Genomic DNA, 18,620 nt, shown 5'->3' on the forward strand with positions numbered 1-18,620 from the left:
AATTGCTTACCTACCTCAAAGGCGTTTTTTCTAACTTATACCAAAGTATCGATGGAAATTTAAATGTTGTTAAACTTCCATCGATAAGTATCCGTTATTTATGCGCAAATACCAACTGGGAAAATTGATAAAGGTCATTTTTCCAAACCTTAAAATCATGTTTTCCCGGTTCCTTGTAGAAGATGTGAGGTATTTTGTTTTCAACCATATAATCGCGCGTACGTTCGCTAATCTTTATAAGGCCGTCTTGGTCACCGCAAGAAATCCAAAGCAATTTGATCTTATCTCTCGCGGCATCCGGGTTAGGTAATAACTGAGCTGGAATTTTAGTGTTTGGCGCCGATGAAAATCCACCTATCCAGGCAAACTTATCTAAATTCCCCAGTCCAAAATTCAACGATTGCCCACCCCCCATAGATAGTCCTGCAATAGCCCTATATTCTCTGGTCGTTTCTGCAGGGTATTTTTTTTCAATGAATGGAATCAAATCGTCTATCAAATCGCGTTCAAATGTTGCAAAAGCAGCCACTTTATCCGCTGCCATGATATTACCAAAAGCACGATCATCTGCCATCGCCCTTCCATTTGGCAACACTACAATCATTTCTTTTACTTTTTTTTGTGCATAAAGATTATCGAGTATGCGCTCTGGCCCGCCTTGATTTAGCCACTCAAACTCATCGCCACCAATACCATGTAAGAGATAGAGCACCGGATATTTTTTAAGCTTTGAATAGTTTGGCGGCAGGTAAACAACTGCGCGTCTTTTTACACCAACAGTTTTAGAACTGTAGGTGACAGTATCTAATTTACCATGGGCAATGGCGGGATTTGCCTCATCAAATCCTGCAGGAGCCTGCCCGCTTTGTGCATTTGCCATTCCCAAAACCAAGCACAGGTTAAAAAAAGATAATAACATTTTCTTCATAATATATTTAATTTTTAGTGTTGTAATTACCCTAGAAGATTTCCGGCCACTGTTTGAAAATGATACAGGCAGAAATTATTTTACTTTAAGTGAATCCTGAAATAGTCAAAATCAACATATCCTCCGCTGTCTTGGGTTGCGTAATTAAATAGTGCGAAACGGTAACCCATAAAATGGGGGAGCGTGTAGGTCATTTGCAATGATTCTCCTATCGGCTTCCACGTTTTACCGTCGAGGCTATAAAAAAAGTTGCCTCTATCTGTTCGCTGCTCAAAATCGCAACTTGCTTTGAGATATATGGTGCGCTGTCCTGCGGGAACATCTTCACCGTTCACAGTGCCATTTTGGGCACTAACCATTACAACTGTTTTTTTTTCTCCCATGTGTTTAACACCAACCCAGCCAAATTGACGTTGAAGCAACATCAACCCAGCACGATCTCCGGTTTTCATATTGGAGATATCAACGGAGGTGATAGCTGTCGATTTAGGGCCGATGGTGCGTTGGGTTAAGGTATTGCGTGCCAAAAGAATATTGGTATCTAATCTGGAAGTAGTTATGCGCAAAAAACCAGTTCGGTTGGTTAACGACCAGTATGTATTGTCCGGATTGTGGTTCCATTGCCACACCAACGGCAGTACAGGGCTAGCTTTCTTGCGATCAAATTCATCAGACGCTACAATACCAGGGATTAAGCCCCTGCTAACCGGAAGCTCGAGTATTTCGGGAACTTTACTGTGAATCCCAAACACCGGCCATTCATTTTCCCAGCTAACCGGTACCAGATAAGGAATACGGCCAACGGAACCAAAATCCCTGAAAAGATAAGCAAACCATTTTCCTTTAGGTGTACTGATTAAACCACCTTGTGCAACACCTTTATCTTTAAGTGCCACTCGCCCTTCATAGGGCCCACTGAGTCGATCTGAACGATGCACCACAACCGTACGCATCCCATTTCGTGGCCAGGTAATATTAAAAAGATAATATTTGCCTTTAATTTTAAATAATTGAGATCCCTCGGCGGGCAAACCAATACCCGGGCCTGCCGCAAGGCTTGCGTTTTCGATAATGACTACAGGTTTCACATCGGGTTTTATTCCAGATAAATCTTCTTTTAACTCAGCTAACATGATTTTCCCAGCACCGTAAACCATGTACGCTTTTCCTTCATCAAAAAACAGGGAGTGGTCATGTAAAGAAGGCGCAAAGGCTGTAAGCTTCCACGGTCCCTTTTCGATATCCTTTGTTCGGTAGATATAGGTTTTTCCTGTAGTGCCGGAAAAGGTACTCAGGTAGTATACCCCCTTATGGAAACGAAGGCTGCTGGCCCACGACCCGCGTCCGTAATCCCACTTTCCGTTGGATAAAGTTAGTTCGTCTGCATTTCCGAGAGTATCATAAGCATAACTTACAATTTTCCAATTTGTCAAATCAGTGGATTTCATAATTGGTACACCCGGATTCATGTGCATGGTTGTGCTGCTCATATAATACGCCTTGCCTACTCTGATCATCGAAGGATCAGGTACATCGGCGAAAATGATTGGATTTTCAGCCTGTTGCGCGTGAACATACACGGTAGGTAGCAAAAAAAGCAGCGAGAGTTTAAATAGTCTAAAATTCTTCATAGCGCGTAGGCAGTATTCAATTTGAATTGTATGATGAGTTATCCAAAACTATCCAGAAATTATATAGATCTATGCCCAGTTTTGTTTAAATATATGTGACAAATGTTTTTATTTCAACCCATTCTGCTCCAAAAAATAACTAAAATAACCAAATGTGCTAGTAAAATTGACGAAATTAACTAGTTGTGCGAAAATGATCTTGGTACTTTAGCAGTATATTAAAACTAACCTAATTTACTTTTTATGAGCATCAAATCCATTTTCAGTTTCTGCACTTTTTTTTTAGTTTTTATCACTGCGCAAAGCAGTTTTGCCGATGAGATTATTGTTGGCTACCGCCATTTGGCTGACCCAGGCACCCTTGTTTATAATGGCAGGATCTATCTCTACGCTTCAAATGATGATGAAAACAGCTATGACAAAGACAGTGGCTACAAAATGAAATCGATCGTTTGTGTTTCAAGCAGCGATATGAAAAATTGGACGGATCACGGGGTTGTATTTGAAGCGCCAAGGGATGCAGCCTGGGCAGGAAGAACCTGGGCCCCGTCAGTAATCGCCCGCGATGGCAAAATTTTTCTGTACTTTGGAAATGGTGGCAATGGCATAGGCGTAGCTACCTCTGGCAGTCCGATCGGCCCGTTTAAAGATCCAATAGGAAAAAAACTGGTTGAAACCCAAACGCCGGGTGTACTTCCCGCCCCGAATATGTGGCTATTCGACCCGATGACTTTTATTGACGATGATGGCCAGGCGTATATGTACTTTGGCGGCAACGGCGATAGCAATGTCCGGGTAATTAAACTAAACCGGGACATGATTAGTGTAGATGGTTCTGCGACCTCAATTACCGCGCCCGCATTTTTTGAGGCCTCCTGGATGCATAAACGCAATGGTATCTATTATTTTTCATACTCAACCAATCCGAAAGCTCAAATGCGCATCGACTATTTGATGAGTAAAAGTCCGACCACTGGCTTTACTTACGGGGGAATTGTTTCCGCCCAGCCTCCCAAGAATAACAACAATAACCATCAGGGCATCTTTGAGTTTAAAGGCCAGTGGTACCATGCGTACCACAACCGGGCTGTTGCATACAAATTAGGTATCCCTACTGAATTTAAACGAAATCTGGCTGTTGAAGTACTTAACTATAAGTCAGATGGCAGCATCGAACAGGTAACCTACACCCCGGACGGCGTGCCACAGGTGGATGGATTAAATCCCTATACCCGGGTAGAAGCCGAAACCATGAATGATCAAATAGGGGTTAAAACTGAAACCTGCAGCAAAGGGGGGTTAAATGTAACAAATATCAAAGATGGAGACTGGATTAAGGTTAGAGGGGTAGATTTTGGCAAAGGCGCAAAAAAATTTTCTGCTGCTGTGGCGTGTATGGGAAAAGACAATAAAATTGAACTCCGGTTGGGTAGCCCTACCGGAAAACTAATTGGAACACTGGCTGTGCCCAACACCGGGCAAGGGCAGGCCTGGAAAGAAGTAAGCTGCAAGGTTGATGGCGCGACAGGAAAACATGATCTTTTCCTAACGATTAAAGGGGCAAATAAACCTGAAGTAAATATCGATTTTTGGTCATTTACAGCTAAATAAATTTATATCAGAAATATTTAACCTGACAACACTACTCTATGCGACTTCTAATTCATCTTTATAATAGAAGGATGTTCTATTGATCTTGATTGTTGGAAATTGGCATAAATTAAACTAGCTTGACAAATAGCCTCGCAGATGCACGATCTACGGGGTTATTTCGTATGAACTCCTCAAGCTGGCAGAATTCATTGCCGATAGTCCAGATAAAATTAGCTGTTTTTCGATAAGTGATTCAGCTGATTAAACCAGCAAAGTGCTAGTATAATTTATATTTGCCTCGGTTCACAAGCATGCGGGAAATGTTTGTTTGTAAATAAAAAATAATCAGACAGCTTTTAAAACCTCGCGTTTATCTTTTCGTTTTGCATTAATATATTCAGAGGGGAGCATATTAAACTGAGCTTTAAAAAGTTTCGAAAAATAGCTTGGGGTCCCAAAACCCGTCATGTAAGCAATCTGTGCAACATTATAATCGCTTTTCTCCAGGAACTCCACCGCCCTTTCCAGCTTTACCGATCTAATGTATTCGATTGGCGTCAGACCGGTAATTTCAAGTAATTTATGGTAGAGAGAACCTCGGCTCATACCGACATGCCTGCTAAGCTCTTCTACCGAGAGCTCTGGATTATTTAGTTTTTCATCGATATATTGTACGATTTTGTTCAACAATTTAACCTCACTCGACTCAATTTCGATTTCTTTAGCCTGTACCTTCACTTGTTTAGAATAGGCGTTTTTTACCGAGCGGTTAAACAGTAATAAATTCTCAATTTTTGCATGGAGAATCCCGAAATTAAAAGGTTTGGTGAGGTAATCGTTGGCGCCCGACTTCAAGCCCTTAATCTGCTCATCTTCACCACTAATTGCAGTCAAAAGAATTACCGGGATATGACTTGTTCTTTTGTCTGCCTTTATTTTCTGGCTGAGCTCAATGCCATTCATTTCCGGCATGCTAACGTCGGTAACAACTAGTTGCGGGTGTCCGGAAAGCATTTTTTGCCATCCTTCTTTACCATTAGCCGCTTCTATAATCTGATAGAAAGGCTGTAAGCTATCTTTTAGGTAAAACCTGAATTCCTCATTATCTTCAACCAGCAGGATTGTAGGTATCCTGACCTCAGCAGGTATCGGCTCGAGAGCCGACTCATCGGATTGTTCGTTTGTCACACCAGTAACGGAATCGTCCGACTCCTGGATATCCTCAGCAGTGGCTACCTCAAATGGCAGCGAAACCAAAAACGCGGTTCCCCGTCCTAGTTCACTCTCCACACTAATTTGTCCGCCATGTAGTTCTACAAATTCCCTAACAATCGATAGTCCGATTCCACTACCTTGATTTAAAATGGAACTTACATTGTTATCCATAAAAAATCGGTCGAACACTTTATCTTTACTTTGATTTGCTATGCCTATACCCGTATCTGAAACCTCAATACAAAATAGAGGTTTAATCTGATCGGCAGCATTTCCGATGAACATATTCAGACATACTTCTCCGCCTTCTTCTGTAAATTTAAATGCATTAGAAAGCAGATTAAATATAATCCTTTCCATTTTGTCCTGATCAAAATGCGTTTTCAGACTTTTAATTTCACTGTTAATGCGAAGTGAAATTTTCTTGCGTTCTGAAAGATCCTGAAATGCCTCCGCGGCTTCAGTGATAAAAGTAATGAGGTTAGCTTCGCTCAGATTCAATTTCAATTCCTGTTCTTCCATTTTCCTAAAATCGAGCAGTTGATTTACCAAATTCAGCAGCCTTCGGGCATTTCTACGGATCATCTTTACCTGACCGGCAACAGCAGGTTCTTGTTTAACGGCAAGCAGCTTGTCAACGGGCGCTAAAATCAAGGAAATCGGTGTTCTAAATTCATGGCTTAGGTTAGTAAGGAACTTGATCTTTTGTATATCCAGTGCATGTGCCCGTTCAGCGTCTCTGCGCTGCTGAAGCACCTTCTCTTCAGCGTTAATTTGAGCTTGTTCTATAGCAAGCTGCTGTTTAATACGTTGAATTCCCCGTTGCCTGATGGCAAATAGAATTGCGCCGATTAAGACCACATAAAAAACATAGGCGTAAGTTGTTCTCCATAAGGGAGGTTGTACGTGTATTGCAATCGATGTAATTTTATCACTCCACACCCCATCGTTGTTACTTGCCCTAACCTGAAAAACATAATCTCCGGGGTCTAGATTGGTATAATATGCTGTTTTTTCTTTCCCTACTTCATTCCAATTATGATCCAAACCAACAAGGCGGTAGGAATAGTGGTTTTGTTGCGGTGCGGTATAATTCAACGCCACATAACCAATTGAAAAATTTTGCCCATAACTGAGTTTAATTTCTTTTGCTAAACTGATTTGCTCCTGAATAGGTGATTTTTCACTAGGAAGTACAAGAGTATTGGCAACTTTTAATTCGGTCAGCAATACCCTTGGGACCACATTATTGGTGGGTAATTCAAGCGGATTAAAATAGTTGAATCCGTCTTGCCCGCCGAAATAAAGTTCTCCAGTTGAAGTGCTAATCCCAGAACCGAGAATAAAAGGACTGTCTTGCATCCCGTTGGGACGCCCAAAGTTTTTTATTTTTTTTGTTTCAGGATTAAGGCAACTGATGCCGTTATCGGTACTAAACCAAATCAGTCCATCCCTGCCTTCCAGTATTTTATAAACAATGGCATTAGACAATCCATTCGCTTCGTTAAAATTGGTAAATTTTCCGGTTCGACGGTTGAAACAATCGATGCCAGCACCGTCGGTTCCAGCCCAAATATTCCCTTTACTATCACATAATAAACTCAATACCACATCATTAGAAAGCCCACTATTTGATTTCCTGTATGTTGCAAATTTTTTCTTACCACGCTCAAATACGGCTATTCCAGTTCCACTGGATGCCATCCACATATTCCCATCAGGGTCTTCGACGATAGCGCGAATGAAACCATTGCTTGGGAGGATCATGGGCGGCAGTGAATGGGTGCCATAGCTGGTAAATGAATTGGTTTTATAATCAAATACATCAACACCGGTTCCGTTTGTTCCAATCCATATCAAACCTTTACTGTCTTCCTTGATGGCAAAAATTTCATTTTGGCTAAGATCAGTAGCCATCGGGCCGGCCAGGAACTGCTTGTAAGTTTTGGTGCCTGGATTGTACGCAAACAATCCATGTTGGTAGGTTCCCACCCATAGTGTACCCCGAGAATCAAGGGTTAGTGTAAGTATGGCCAATGGATTTCGGGAAAAATCAATTTTACTCTTGATGTCAATATGCTCAAATATCCCATCGTCGTGATCGAAAAGGTGTAAGCCTCCCCCATCTGTTCCCACGAAAATTTTTCTTTTTGAGTATTCTGCAAAGGAGGTGACAATGGGTGAGGAAAGTCCCTTGGGATCGAAAGGGCTGCTGCGCTTGAGGTTAAAGAGCGCCAAATTGGGATCAAACTTATTTACCCCACCCTGGTAGGTGCCAAGCCAGACAATCCCATTATTAGCCATACAAATACTTCTTACAGACTTATGGCTAAGGCCAAAGGATTCCCGCCTGTTAGGGCGAATCATGGAGAAGGTCTCAGTTCCGGTATCAAAAATTGAAACCCCGTCTTCTGTCCCCAACCATAATTTACCTCCTTTTTGTAATCTAGCTGAATAAATGATATCATCAGAAAACAGTTTATCATTGGGCTGCAAAAATGATTTGAAATGTTTCCCGTCAGCCAACAACATGTTCAAGCCATTATAGGTTCCAAAAAATATCCGTCCTTTCTCGTCCTGCACAATGGTTTTGATAAAATTATTGCTGAGACTTGACTGGTCAGCCGGATTGTGAATAAACTTTTCGGTTGTACCGCTGCTTAAATCAAGTGACAAAAGCCCGAGGTTGGTACCAATCCATAACTTATTGCCGCTCCCTTGATGAAATGAAAGCACACTGGAACCACTGCCCATTAATGCATTGATCCCAACATTCCTTACCTTAAACGTTTTGGTATTGATAACCCTGTACCCCCCAAAAGTACCTACCCAAATATTTCCGGTTTTATCTTCATAGAGGGTTAACACATTAAATGGGGTGTTACGATTCGGGATACCCTCTCCTACAAAAGATTTAAATTTATTTTGTTTAGCATCATATAAAGCGAGCCCTCCACCACTTGTGCCAATCCAAAGCCTACCCTTGCGATCTTCTAAAAGTGCAGAGATACTATTAGAAGGAATACTCGTGCTATCACCACTCTTATTGGTATATACGGTAAAATTGGTGCCGTCAAATTTATTCAGGCCATCATTAGTACCAAACCAGACCAATCCGTTATGGTCTTGCAGGATTGTATTCACGGTATTTGAAGAAAGACCATTTTTAGTGTTGAGGGTAATGAAGTTAGGTTTATTTTGCCCGCTTACGATATTGCAGGTGAGTGACCATATTGCCACAAAGGAAATTGCCACTTTACTTGATAATCTTTTTAACATCATAACATACATTCGCGCATTAGTAGCTTTGTTGCAATTGTATTGGTGTAGCAACCGCATAACTCAGCTTGGTACACCAATGGTTTATATTGATTTCGTGTAAATACAGGTAACAGGCCTGGGCCAGGTTACTTTATTTCCGCTTCAAAGGGTGCAGCCGGCAATCCCTCCCGGTTATACAAATTTGCCCCTTCGGGATTATCTGCCCAAGCGTACCGAACAGCAGCCGGACTGGAAATACTATCATTCCAGACAATTACTGTATTACCTTCAATTTTAGCGCTGGCCCAAAGGTATTTTTTATCGGCGCCAGCAATGGCAAAGTGATACAGTTCGGGTTCTCCTTTTGCAATTAGCCCACTTCCAACATGATCAAAATTTAAAATCACGCGCTTGCCCTGGATGGTTGCTGATCGATATAGCGGTCCGGAGTAAATTATGTTATTTTCACCATAAATTAGTTTTTCGGCCCACAAAGCCAACCGCTCGCCAATTTGTTTTTTATTAAGGGGATGAATATCATTCCATTCGCCGGCTCCAAGCCCTACAGACATCCCGGTATTCACTACTTTTAAAGTTTGGAATTGGCTCTGACGAAGCTGTGCCCAATCGCTCTCCCCCGGAAGATAGTCTACCTCCATATAATTGGGGAGTTGGGCATACAAAAAAGGAATATTGCCTAATCCCCATTTACTTCTCCAATCGTTTATTAATGCCGGCAGCAGCTTAGCGTATTCTTTAGCTTTACCTGAGTTTGTTTCTCCCTGGTACCATAAAAAGCCGCAAATGCTATAGTTGAGTGCGGGTGCAACCATGGTATTGTAAAGTCCTGTAGGGGAATTTTGTGCTGCAACTGGCTGGGTAATTTGCTGATTGAGGGATGTATAGGGCGGTCTAGGAAATACCTGATGCACCTGATAATCCCATTCCCCCCTTAAATCAAAAATTTGCCCGTCGACCTGGAGCGAATAATTCTTATCGGGGACAAATCCCCCTTTGCCTGTTGTATTGGTAACTTTTACCAAAATGATATTCTTACCTGGTTTCAACAGGTTTGCTGGAACACTGTATCTCCTGGGAGGATACTGATAAGTGATATTTCCCACAAACACGCCATTCACGAAAGCAGAATCTGCATCAATTATGCGCCCCAAAAAAAGTTTTGCAGGCTTGCTGGCCATCTCTGCAGGAACGTTAATTTCTTTTTTAAAATATAGGATACCATTCAAGTTTCTCACGCCCTGGTCTGCCCAGTAACCTGGCATCCAGAACTTACGCCATGTTTTTGGCACATAGGATGCCTGTGCTATTTTACCAGGTTTAGGCTCAAGGGATGATTTCAGGCTGCTGGTATAGGTAGTATCCCTAATTTTTTCGATTTGCGCTGCTATCTTTGGAAAATCCTTAAATGCATCCATACTCATCCAGGCTTCAATCGGCGTTCCGCCCACGCTGGAGTTTATAATCCCAATTGGGATTTTGTACTTTTGATAAAGTTTCTTGGCAAAAAAATAAGTAACGCCTCCAAACTCAAGCAATGCTTTGCCGGATGCCAACTTCCACTCACCGCTGGGCAGATCAAGAGCCGCTTTGGACACTTCGGCTTTTGTTGGTACAAAAAAATTCCGGATTTGAGGAAAATTATCATGCTCGACCTCATCAGGATAATTTTCTTTGAGTCTTTCCATAGCCAATACCATGTTGGACTGGCCTGCGCAGAAATATACGTCCCCAATTAGAATATCAGATAACGTAATCAAATTCTTCCCTTGGATGGTCATGGTATAGGGCCCCCCGGCTTTCATCTTGGGAAGTGCGATCAACCATTTGCCATCAGTGCCGGTAACTGTCTCAAACACGCTGTTATTAAAGGAAAGTTTAATCCTTTCACTTGAACTGGCCCAGCCCCAGATTTTTAAATTCGTATTTCGTTGCAACACCATTCGGTTACCGATCAGATGGGGGAGTTTTACCTCAGCACAGGAGTGTTGGATAGTAAGCAGGGTAATCAGAAGCAACGCACAAAGCGCAAAGTAGGGTTTTATGTTCATGCTTACAAAGTCTGGAAAATGTAGCAATATAAAATTTTAACAGAATTAGGAAGCCTCTCGGCCCTATCCCCGGTTTTTTCACAAAAACACATCATTTATAGCCTTAATATTTGGTTGTTTTGAGCCGATACTCATGCAACTATAGCCTGAGTAATTCTTAACCGAATATATTACTTACTTTCGATAAAAACAATCGATTGCATAACTATATTAATCTTTTTAAGGGGCTAGCAGAAAGCAACTGTCAGAATAAGCCTCTGAACTACAGAAACAACGGCTACAATGTAACCAGGCCTCTCATTTTCAATTCACCAGGTGACTAACTAAAAAAGCCAGGAACAACCTTAATCGATATCCCTGGCTTTAAAGCATATTGTTTTTTATTTGTTTCTCAGTCCGTCGGCTGCGCCAACATAGGCCGGTTTTCTCACAAAACCTTCTGTCCACAAACCGATTGGCTCTCCAGCGCGCCAACTTGAACTTGCCGGACTATCCTGAGGTGCCCATATGGTAATGCCATATCTTTGGGCTGCCGGGATGAGTTCAAAATATTTCTTGATTACATATTTGTACATCTCAGACTGAGCTGCGTATTGCTCGGCCGTTGCCTGCGCAGTTTTGACATTACCTGCAAAGCCCATATCCAGCTCCGATATTTTGATCAGTTTGCCGGTTGCGGCCAGTAATTTAAACATTTCTTCGATCTTAGCTTTATCAGCAGTTGCAATGATATGCATCTGGGTGCCAATGCCATCTATTTTGGCACCTTTACCCTCCAGGTACTTTACATAATCGATTAATCCTTTGCATTTATCGATATTGGATTCCAAGTTATAATCGTTGATAAAATGAATGTCGTCAGCATTACCATACTGCCTGGCAAATTGAAATGCTTGCAGGGCATAATCTTTGCCCAGGTAGTCTTGCCAAAAAAACTCGTCAGCTGCAATGGAAGTACGGCCGGCAGCAGTTTTTAGCTGAGCTGGTTTCGTATCATCCATCGGCTCGTTTACTACATCCCAGGCCTTAACATAGTCCTTTGAAGCAGAAACCATGCCTTTAATCCAGGTCTCTAACGCAGTGGTTAAAATGACCTTTTTTTGCTCGGCAGTCTTTTCCACAATCGTGCTTCCACCAAGCGGATTGTATTTTTTCAGGGTAATGTTATCGAAATAGAAACTCGTGGCTGTTTTCCCAAGATTAAAAGCAAGCGCACCGCTCGTTGCCATGTCTGCGGTAACAGTTATTTCCTTGGTATAGGTTGTCCAGGTTGGTGTGGATGAAATGGTGCCAAAAAAATCGTAAAATTTATATGCCCCGGGCGTAATGTGGGCCTGTGTAGGGTAAGATGCCGCGAGGTCTGAACGCACATTCATTTTGAGCTCATACCGCTCTCCCACCGCTACTGCTGGAAACTTAAGGAATAGCTGTGCATCATAATCGTTGGTTCTAACAGCGGAATTGCTAATTTTCAAAGCTCGCCCTGTACCATTAAAACCTTCGCCGGCAGCAGTAAAAGAAGATACAGCGTTTGTGTTGGATTGATAAACTGAGGTATTATCTGTTTCAAAATCAGCACCGATTACCAGATCCCAGCTAGGCCCACCGCTTGAAGGAATCACCACAGGGGCGATCAATCCTTTTAAATAGGTTGCATTTTGGTTGGCATGCCAGGAGAGGGTATGGCCAAATACGGTGATACCAGCTTTGGATGCGGTTTCCAATAGGCTTTTAACATTGGTTAAAGCCAAGCTTCCATCAGCCTGTACTACCGCACTATGTTTCATTTCGTAACCAAGCGTGATTTCATCAAAATTACTGTTGATCAGCCGATAAATTACGCCTTTGGAGAGATAGGCTTGCAAACCCGCTCCTGCACCGAATTTAAAGTTAGGGTTTGCCGTTCTATCAATATATGTTTTTAATGGCTTATAGGCATCGATCTGCTCCTGGGCGGCAAAACTTGTGGGCTTAGCCACCTGAAATTCAAGGGCTTCATATTTGTGGCACGAGGCAAGTAAAATTCCCCCAGCCAGGCCAAATGCTATTTTGTATAATCTTTTCATTTCGCGATTGTTTGATTAATTATTAATTACCTGATCGGAGTAAAGGATTCTGCCTTCACCCCACGGTCGCGCATGACTAGCGTATCCTGGCTACTCACTGTTCTATCACTTAAATCTATCTGATAATTCAGGTAAAGTGCATCCCGATCCTGGCTACCCCAACTATTTTTCTCGCCTGCTTTAACAAATTTACCCGTACCGCTCGCGGTAAAACTAGCGTCGGCTGCTGTAACGGTACAGCTTCCGCTATTATCAAAAGTTAGCAAAAGGGTACGGTTGATGCTGGTTCCCCCTGCTACTTTAAAGGTGACAGGAAACTCTGCTTGGGTTAGCGAACGCGTATTGACTTTGTTGACTTCATCATTCTCCACATACTTCATGTGGCGGGTTATGGTTTGATTGAGTAAGGTATTACCGTTTTTGCCAGTAATCACATCCTTACCTCTGCGAAGGTAGAAGCCCTGCCAGGTATTGATATACCTTACCGCATACAGGGTGTATTTTTTCTCGGGCAGTATTTTTTTGTTTTGATCAGCGCTCATCATCGTTAAAGGGATCACATAAGTGGTATTGACGGACAGTGGGTCAGCAAAAAAAGCCTCAGTTAGCTGCACATCCACCCCACCGGTAAGGCTTCCTTTTGGGATGACAATTTTGTTGGCTGCAAGCGTATAGTAGTTCGCCGGCATAGGCCTTATAACGCCACTGTAAGGCGATGGATAAGATAATCCCTGGGTTAGTGAATTGTCTACACTGATGCCAATGGTAATATCTTCCTTATTGGCGTAAACTCCGCCAACCGTACCCATAATCCGCAGCCTGTGTTGGTTATCCAGTGAAGTATCAAAAATATCATCGCCCATAGTGATGGTCCGAATGGGCCCCTGATAGGCAAAATAAACGGTTTGAACCTCATTATCAGGAAATGCCCACTCTTCGTTTTTGCAGGCGCTAAGTGTTAAAACGAGCGCAAGTAAAAGATATACTTTATTTTTCATTATGTTATTTTTTATTGTGAATGAATATTACCATCCTGTATTTTGTTGCAAAGCATTGTACTTTAGTATTTCACTGTATGGAATGGGGCCGAATCTCATGTACTCCTGATAGCTTCTTGCCTCTACATTGATTTCCTGATAGACTCCCAGCGAGATGCTCAACCCTTTCACCGGTTCGGTCAATGCTGCGTTCCATCTGCGAAGATCCCAGAAACGAAATCCTTCAAAAGCCAATTCCAACCTACGTTCATTTCTAATCAATGTCCGCATAGCATCTTTGTCTCCTTTGATCGATTCGAGGTAGGCATCCCCATTTGTAGTCCCAACACCAGCCCTGGCGCGGATAGCTTTAATGATGTCATAGGCAGAATAAGGATTGCCGCCATTGGCTGTTGGACCCCACGCCTCATTTGCTGCCTCGGCGTAAATCAGGAAGATTTCCGTGTAGCGGATATGTGGCCTGTAATGCTTCTGATTATTTACAGTTGGCGTACGGCTAACGTCCTGCCTTAGCAATTTTTTCATGTAGTAACCGGTACGTGTAGAAACTTCTTTTCTATTTAATCCATCATCATTGGTCGCCACATCTGTTGTGGTGTTAATCACTTTACTCGTTGGCCCGATTGTGTTTCCATTATAAACTATAAATTTTGCCAACCGTGGATCTCGGCCTGTAAATGGGGCAGCAGGATTATAACCACTTTGTGGGCTGTTAGTAATAGGATAACCGTTTTGCATCGGAAAAGCATTGACTAAGTTTTGGGTGGGGTTTATGCGGCCCTGGCCAGAGAGGGTTGGCGGGTAGTTGGCAGCTTCCAAATCACTATTTGAGCCGACATTTGTACGCCAAAGCACTTCCCTGGGGCTTGCGCCCGAGGCCAACGCATCAATTTCTGACTTGTTATCGTACCAGGTAACACCATTTGGGTCTAAATTAGCGAGCCAATTATTCAATGCAAGTACTTGCGCTGCGTAGCCGGCGGCATCGGCCCATGAGGTAGAATTACCGGTACTGAAAGCCGGGCTTGCCCCCATTAGTGCCACTCTGGCACGGATGGCTTTTGAAATACGGCCCGTCATGCGCTGATTAAAAAACTTGCCAAAAACACGGTTATAGGTTTCTACATTAACGCCTGCATATTTTGCTGGGATCTGGCTGGTGCTGCTGATATCTGCATAATCTAAGGGAAGCAATTGTTCGGCTTTATCCAAATCACCATAAATCTGTTTCATACAGGCATCAAATGTAGTCCTTGGCTGGTTAAAATTAGAGGCTGGCGTTTCGGGTTCGAGTACCAGCGGGAAGCCGTATAAAGTGCCGCCTACTTTACCTGCATGCGCCTGTAGCATATACGACATCAGGTAGGCCCTCAAAGCATACGCTTCCCCTTTTTGCCTGTCGTTAAACATCCGGCTCAGCACCGGGTCTTTTGAATCCCAGAGTACCTTATCTGCTTCGGCCAGAAATAAGTTGATATACTGAATACCCGCCCTTGCATTTGTCCATTGATCTAGGGGATTAAAGGCAGCCGACCATTGTCCGGTGGCCATTTTCCTGAAATTATTATTGATATCATTACTTACCGCATCATCTGTAGCAACGTCATTAAACGACCAGCCATTTGATGGGAGCCGGGTATAGCCATTTAGCAATAACCCATGGGCAAGGGCAGGTTCTGTATAGATGTTCTCAAAATCCCCATTATTTTGTGGAGCGGGATCTGTAAACTTTTTACATCCCGAGAGCATCACCACGACAACTATAAATCCTATTAATATTCTGTTCATCTTTTCTAATCTAATATTCAATTAAAACATTGCCTTCACACCCAGGTTGTATAACCTTGTTTGCGGAGCCCCCCCTAAATTCAGCTCAAGTATTTCCCTTTCTTTTGCAATTGTCAAAAGATTAAACCCGGCCACATATAGACCAAGTTCTTTCAATACTTTACTTTTAAACAGCTTATCGGAGATGGTGTATGAAATCTGGACTTTGGATAAATCAAACCGATCAGTGCTGTACAACCAGAAATCAGAGGCCCTAAAATTATTATCACCGTTTGAGGTGGTTAGTCGCGGAAAGGTTGCCGTGTTTTTAGTTTGCGGTGTCCATCTATCGCGCACAACTGCCGAATATTTGTCACTTCCGTTTACCCAGAAATAGTTATCGCTTTTCATGGCACTTCCTGCGAAACGGCCTGTGCCCAAAACAAACAGAGTAAAGTTTTTCCATTTGGCAGTTAGGTTCAATCCTGCTGTAAATGGCGCACCGAACCAGCCGCCACGCCCCAGATATACCTGATCCTTGTCGTCAATAATTTTATCTCCGTTTTGATCAATATATTTGATATCCCCGGGAACCAGTGCAGATCCGAATGCGGGTTTCGCGCCATTGATTCCATCGGCGGCAGCCACTTCGCTGGCATCCATATAAAAACCATCGCTTTTTAATCCCCAAATGGCATCAAGTGGTTTGCCTGCACGGTATTGATAGCTATTCTCATAAGTTAACAAATCGGCCCGTTTAGTTGCTTTGGTTGTATAATATGTCCCAGAGATTCCCAAAGTCCAGTCAACAGCCCCAATGCGTTTGTTGAAATTTAAGTAAAAATCCAAACCGGTACGCTGGTCACTATTATAATTGCTGTAAGGAACAAAAGATGAACTCGGGAATCCGGTAGTGAAATAGCTCGGATAAAGGACGTTAATTTGACCGATAATCCCGGTAATGTTATTTCTAAAAACATTTGCTCCGAAATTAAACTGATTTTTGAACATCCCTGCCTTTATTCCAATACTGATTTCTTTTCTTTTAGCAAAAGTTAAATCCATGTTGGACCCACGGCGGGAATCTGTAGACTGTGTACCTGTACCATCATTCCAGCCATACCAGTTACCACCTGTGGCTGTATAGATACTCTGGTATGCGAAATACTCGTCGAAATCAAGATCGGTATTTAAAATCCCTGCCGACGCGGTTAATGTTAGCTCATTAATGAATGAAACTTTTTTCAAAAAGGGCTCCTCGCCAATATGCCATCCAATAGATGCTGCCGGCGAAAGCGCAATCCTGTTTCCAGGCGGCATTTTGGGCGAGCGTACCAGGGCGCCGGTAAGTTCAGCAAAATATTTATGACTAAAATCATAATTCAATTGCAACCCTAAATTAGAATTTGTCGTGGGCTGATAAACTTCGGATTGCGATTGACGGTACGCTGCTGCAAGGAGTATCGCGGAAATATGATGATTGCTACGGATTGTGGTATTGTAGTTAAACTGCCCAGAGAGGGAAATGGTCTGCCGGTAATAACTATCTGCAATATTCTGAACGCCGGTTTTCGTATCTTCTCCCCAGCGGGTCAGGCTGCCAATTAATGTGGTGCCCGAATAAGTAGTCCAGTTGGGCTGGTAAGTTGCATAACCATTTCGATACCCTTGATTGTAGCTGTTCAGGTAATCGACCCCCATAGTGGTGCTAAAGGTAAGTCCATTCAAAATCCCTTTCAAATCAGCATCAACACCAGTAGTAAACTGGAACTGTCGTTGCACAAATTTGTTATTTCCCCCTGCATAAATGGCAGCAAATGGATTAGTTTGATCTAACTGGGTGCCCCCTAGAATGTATTGTCCATCAATGATTGTTGCATTTTTGATCATCGCCCTACTCACCTGGTCGCTCTGTTCCAATAGATTGATTGGGATTAAGGGGGTGAACAGATGAGGGCGCAGGGTTGCAGCGTTAGCCCAATAATTCGTGTTTACCCCACCGCCGCTTGAAAATACAGCGCTTGCATCTACCCGTGCTTTTAGTGCCTTTGTGAGTTGCATATCGACATTTCCGCGGATATTGAAGCGTTCTGTTGTGTTATTCTCTTTTGCTTCGCCAAAGTTAATCAGCGAACCGGTTGACACGAACCCAACATTGGTATAGTAACGGGCACGCTCATTTCCCCCTGAAATTTCCGCCACTCCATCATAGCGTGCAAAACTATTTTTAAGGTAATCAGACGAGTAATAATCTACATTCGGATAACGATAAGGGTTACTGCCAGCGTGATTATAAATTGTCTCTGGTGTATAAACCGCTGCCAGGCCGTCATTTGATAGTGCCTCATTATACAAGCTCATGTACTCTGAGGAGCCCAGATATCGCGGGAACCCTTTTGGCGTATTCAGACCGATATTGGAACGAATGTTTATTTTCTGTTTAGTCGGAGTACCTCTTTTGGTAGTAATCAAAATTACCCCTTTTGCACCACGGCTGCCGTACAGGGCAACCGCAGAGGCACTCTTTAGAAAAGTGATATCCTCAATTTCATTTGGTGTGATACTGTTTACATCCCTTGGAACACCGTCAACCAATATTAACGAGGTGTTCATACCCCAAAGGTTGTTGCCATTAAACCCGGGAGCAAAAGCCTCTATGCCATCCAACCCATAGGTGGTAAAGTTTTTCTCAAAAAGCTGAGCCAGGTTAACATTTGAAACCCCGGGAGGAAGATTGTTTTCCGCTGCATTTTTAAAGCCAATATTTACCAGTCGGTCATCTTTGGTCAATGTGATCTGCTTCAGGTTGGCTACTGCGATTACCAGCGAGTTTTTATAACCTTTAGCACTTACCATGAAGGTGCTGTTCGCATCAGCTGATAAAGAGAATTCACCTGACTGGTTTACTATAGTGAGCACCTCGTTTCCTTCAATACTTATGGATGCTCCCTTTACCGGATTTCCATTGATATCGCGAACGACAGCTTTTATAGGTATCTTAACGGCATCCTGACCTTTGATTACACCAGCAAGCAGTGTAAAAAAGACACACAAAGCCCATGTATTTCTTAAAAATTTCATCATTCTTGTCT

At 42.7% G+C, this 18,620-nt stretch carries 9 protein-coding genes; 1 reads left to right on the forward strand and 8 read right to left on the reverse strand.

The window, feature by feature from the left end; all coding sequences use genetic code 11:
* Positions 1-94: 94 nt before the first annotated feature.
* Positions 95-928: an alpha/beta hydrolase gene (locus tag HWV58_RS01340; RefSeq protein WP_175632331.1), complete on the reverse strand. Its 834-nt coding sequence runs from the start codon at positions 926-928 to the stop codon at positions 95-97.
* Between the two features lie 80 nt (positions 929-1,008).
* A complete protein-coding gene (locus tag HWV58_RS01345) occupies positions 1,009-2,559 on the reverse strand; it encodes a glycoside hydrolase family 43 protein (protein WP_175632332.1) in 1,551 nt (516 codons plus the stop codon).
* 243 nt (positions 2,560-2,802) lie between these two features.
* On the opposite strand from HWV58_RS01345, the gene HWV58_RS01350 reads away from it, so the two are divergent.
* Positions 2,803-4,170, forward strand: coding sequence for a glycoside hydrolase family 43 protein (locus HWV58_RS01350; protein ID WP_175632333.1), 1,368 nt, complete (start codon positions 2,803-2,805; stop codon positions 4,168-4,170).
* A 327-nt stretch (positions 4,171-4,497) separates the two neighbouring features.
* Here HWV58_RS01350 and HWV58_RS01355 read toward each other — a convergent pair whose 3' ends face one another.
* The 6 genes from HWV58_RS01355 to HWV58_RS01380 form a co-directional block, all read right to left on the reverse strand.
* Positions 4,498-8,649 carry a hybrid sensor histidine kinase/response regulator transcription factor gene (locus HWV58_RS01355; protein WP_175632334.1) on the reverse strand — a complete coding sequence of 1,384 codons (4,152 nt, stop codon included), beginning with the start codon at positions 8,647-8,649 and terminating at the stop codon, positions 4,498-4,500.
* A 125-nt stretch (positions 8,650-8,774) separates the two neighbouring features.
* Positions 8,775-10,697 carry a sialate O-acetylesterase gene (locus HWV58_RS01360; RefSeq protein ID WP_175632335.1) on the reverse strand — a complete coding sequence of 641 codons (1,923 nt, stop codon included), beginning with the start codon at positions 10,695-10,697 and terminating at the stop codon, positions 8,775-8,777.
* A 380-nt stretch (positions 10,698-11,077) separates the two neighbouring features.
* Positions 11,078-12,763: an endo-1,4-beta-xylanase gene (locus tag HWV58_RS01365; RefSeq protein WP_175632336.1), complete on the reverse strand. Its 1,686-nt coding sequence runs from the start codon at positions 12,761-12,763 to the stop codon at positions 11,078-11,080.
* Between the two features lie 26 nt (positions 12,764-12,789).
* Positions 12,790-13,761, reverse strand: a complete 972-nt coding sequence (locus HWV58_RS01370) for a DUF5627 domain-containing protein (RefSeq protein ID WP_175632337.1) — start codon at positions 13,759-13,761, stop codon at positions 12,790-12,792.
* Between the two features lie 27 nt (positions 13,762-13,788).
* A complete protein-coding gene (locus HWV58_RS01375) occupies positions 13,789-15,549 on the reverse strand; it encodes a RagB/SusD family nutrient uptake outer membrane protein (protein WP_175632338.1) in 1,761 nt (586 codons plus the stop codon).
* A 21-nt stretch (positions 15,550-15,570) separates the two neighbouring features.
* A complete protein-coding gene (locus tag HWV58_RS01380; RefSeq protein ID WP_175632339.1) occupies positions 15,571-18,612 on the reverse strand; it encodes a SusC/RagA family TonB-linked outer membrane protein in 3,042 nt (1,013 codons plus the stop codon).
* Positions 18,613-18,620: the final 8 nt, after the last annotated feature.

Origin of the sequence: Pedobacter ghigonis (assembly GCF_903166585.1) — a bacterium.
In the GTDB taxonomy this organism is placed as follows: Bacteria; Bacteroidota; Bacteroidia; order Sphingobacteriales; family Sphingobacteriaceae; genus Pedobacter; species Pedobacter ghigonis.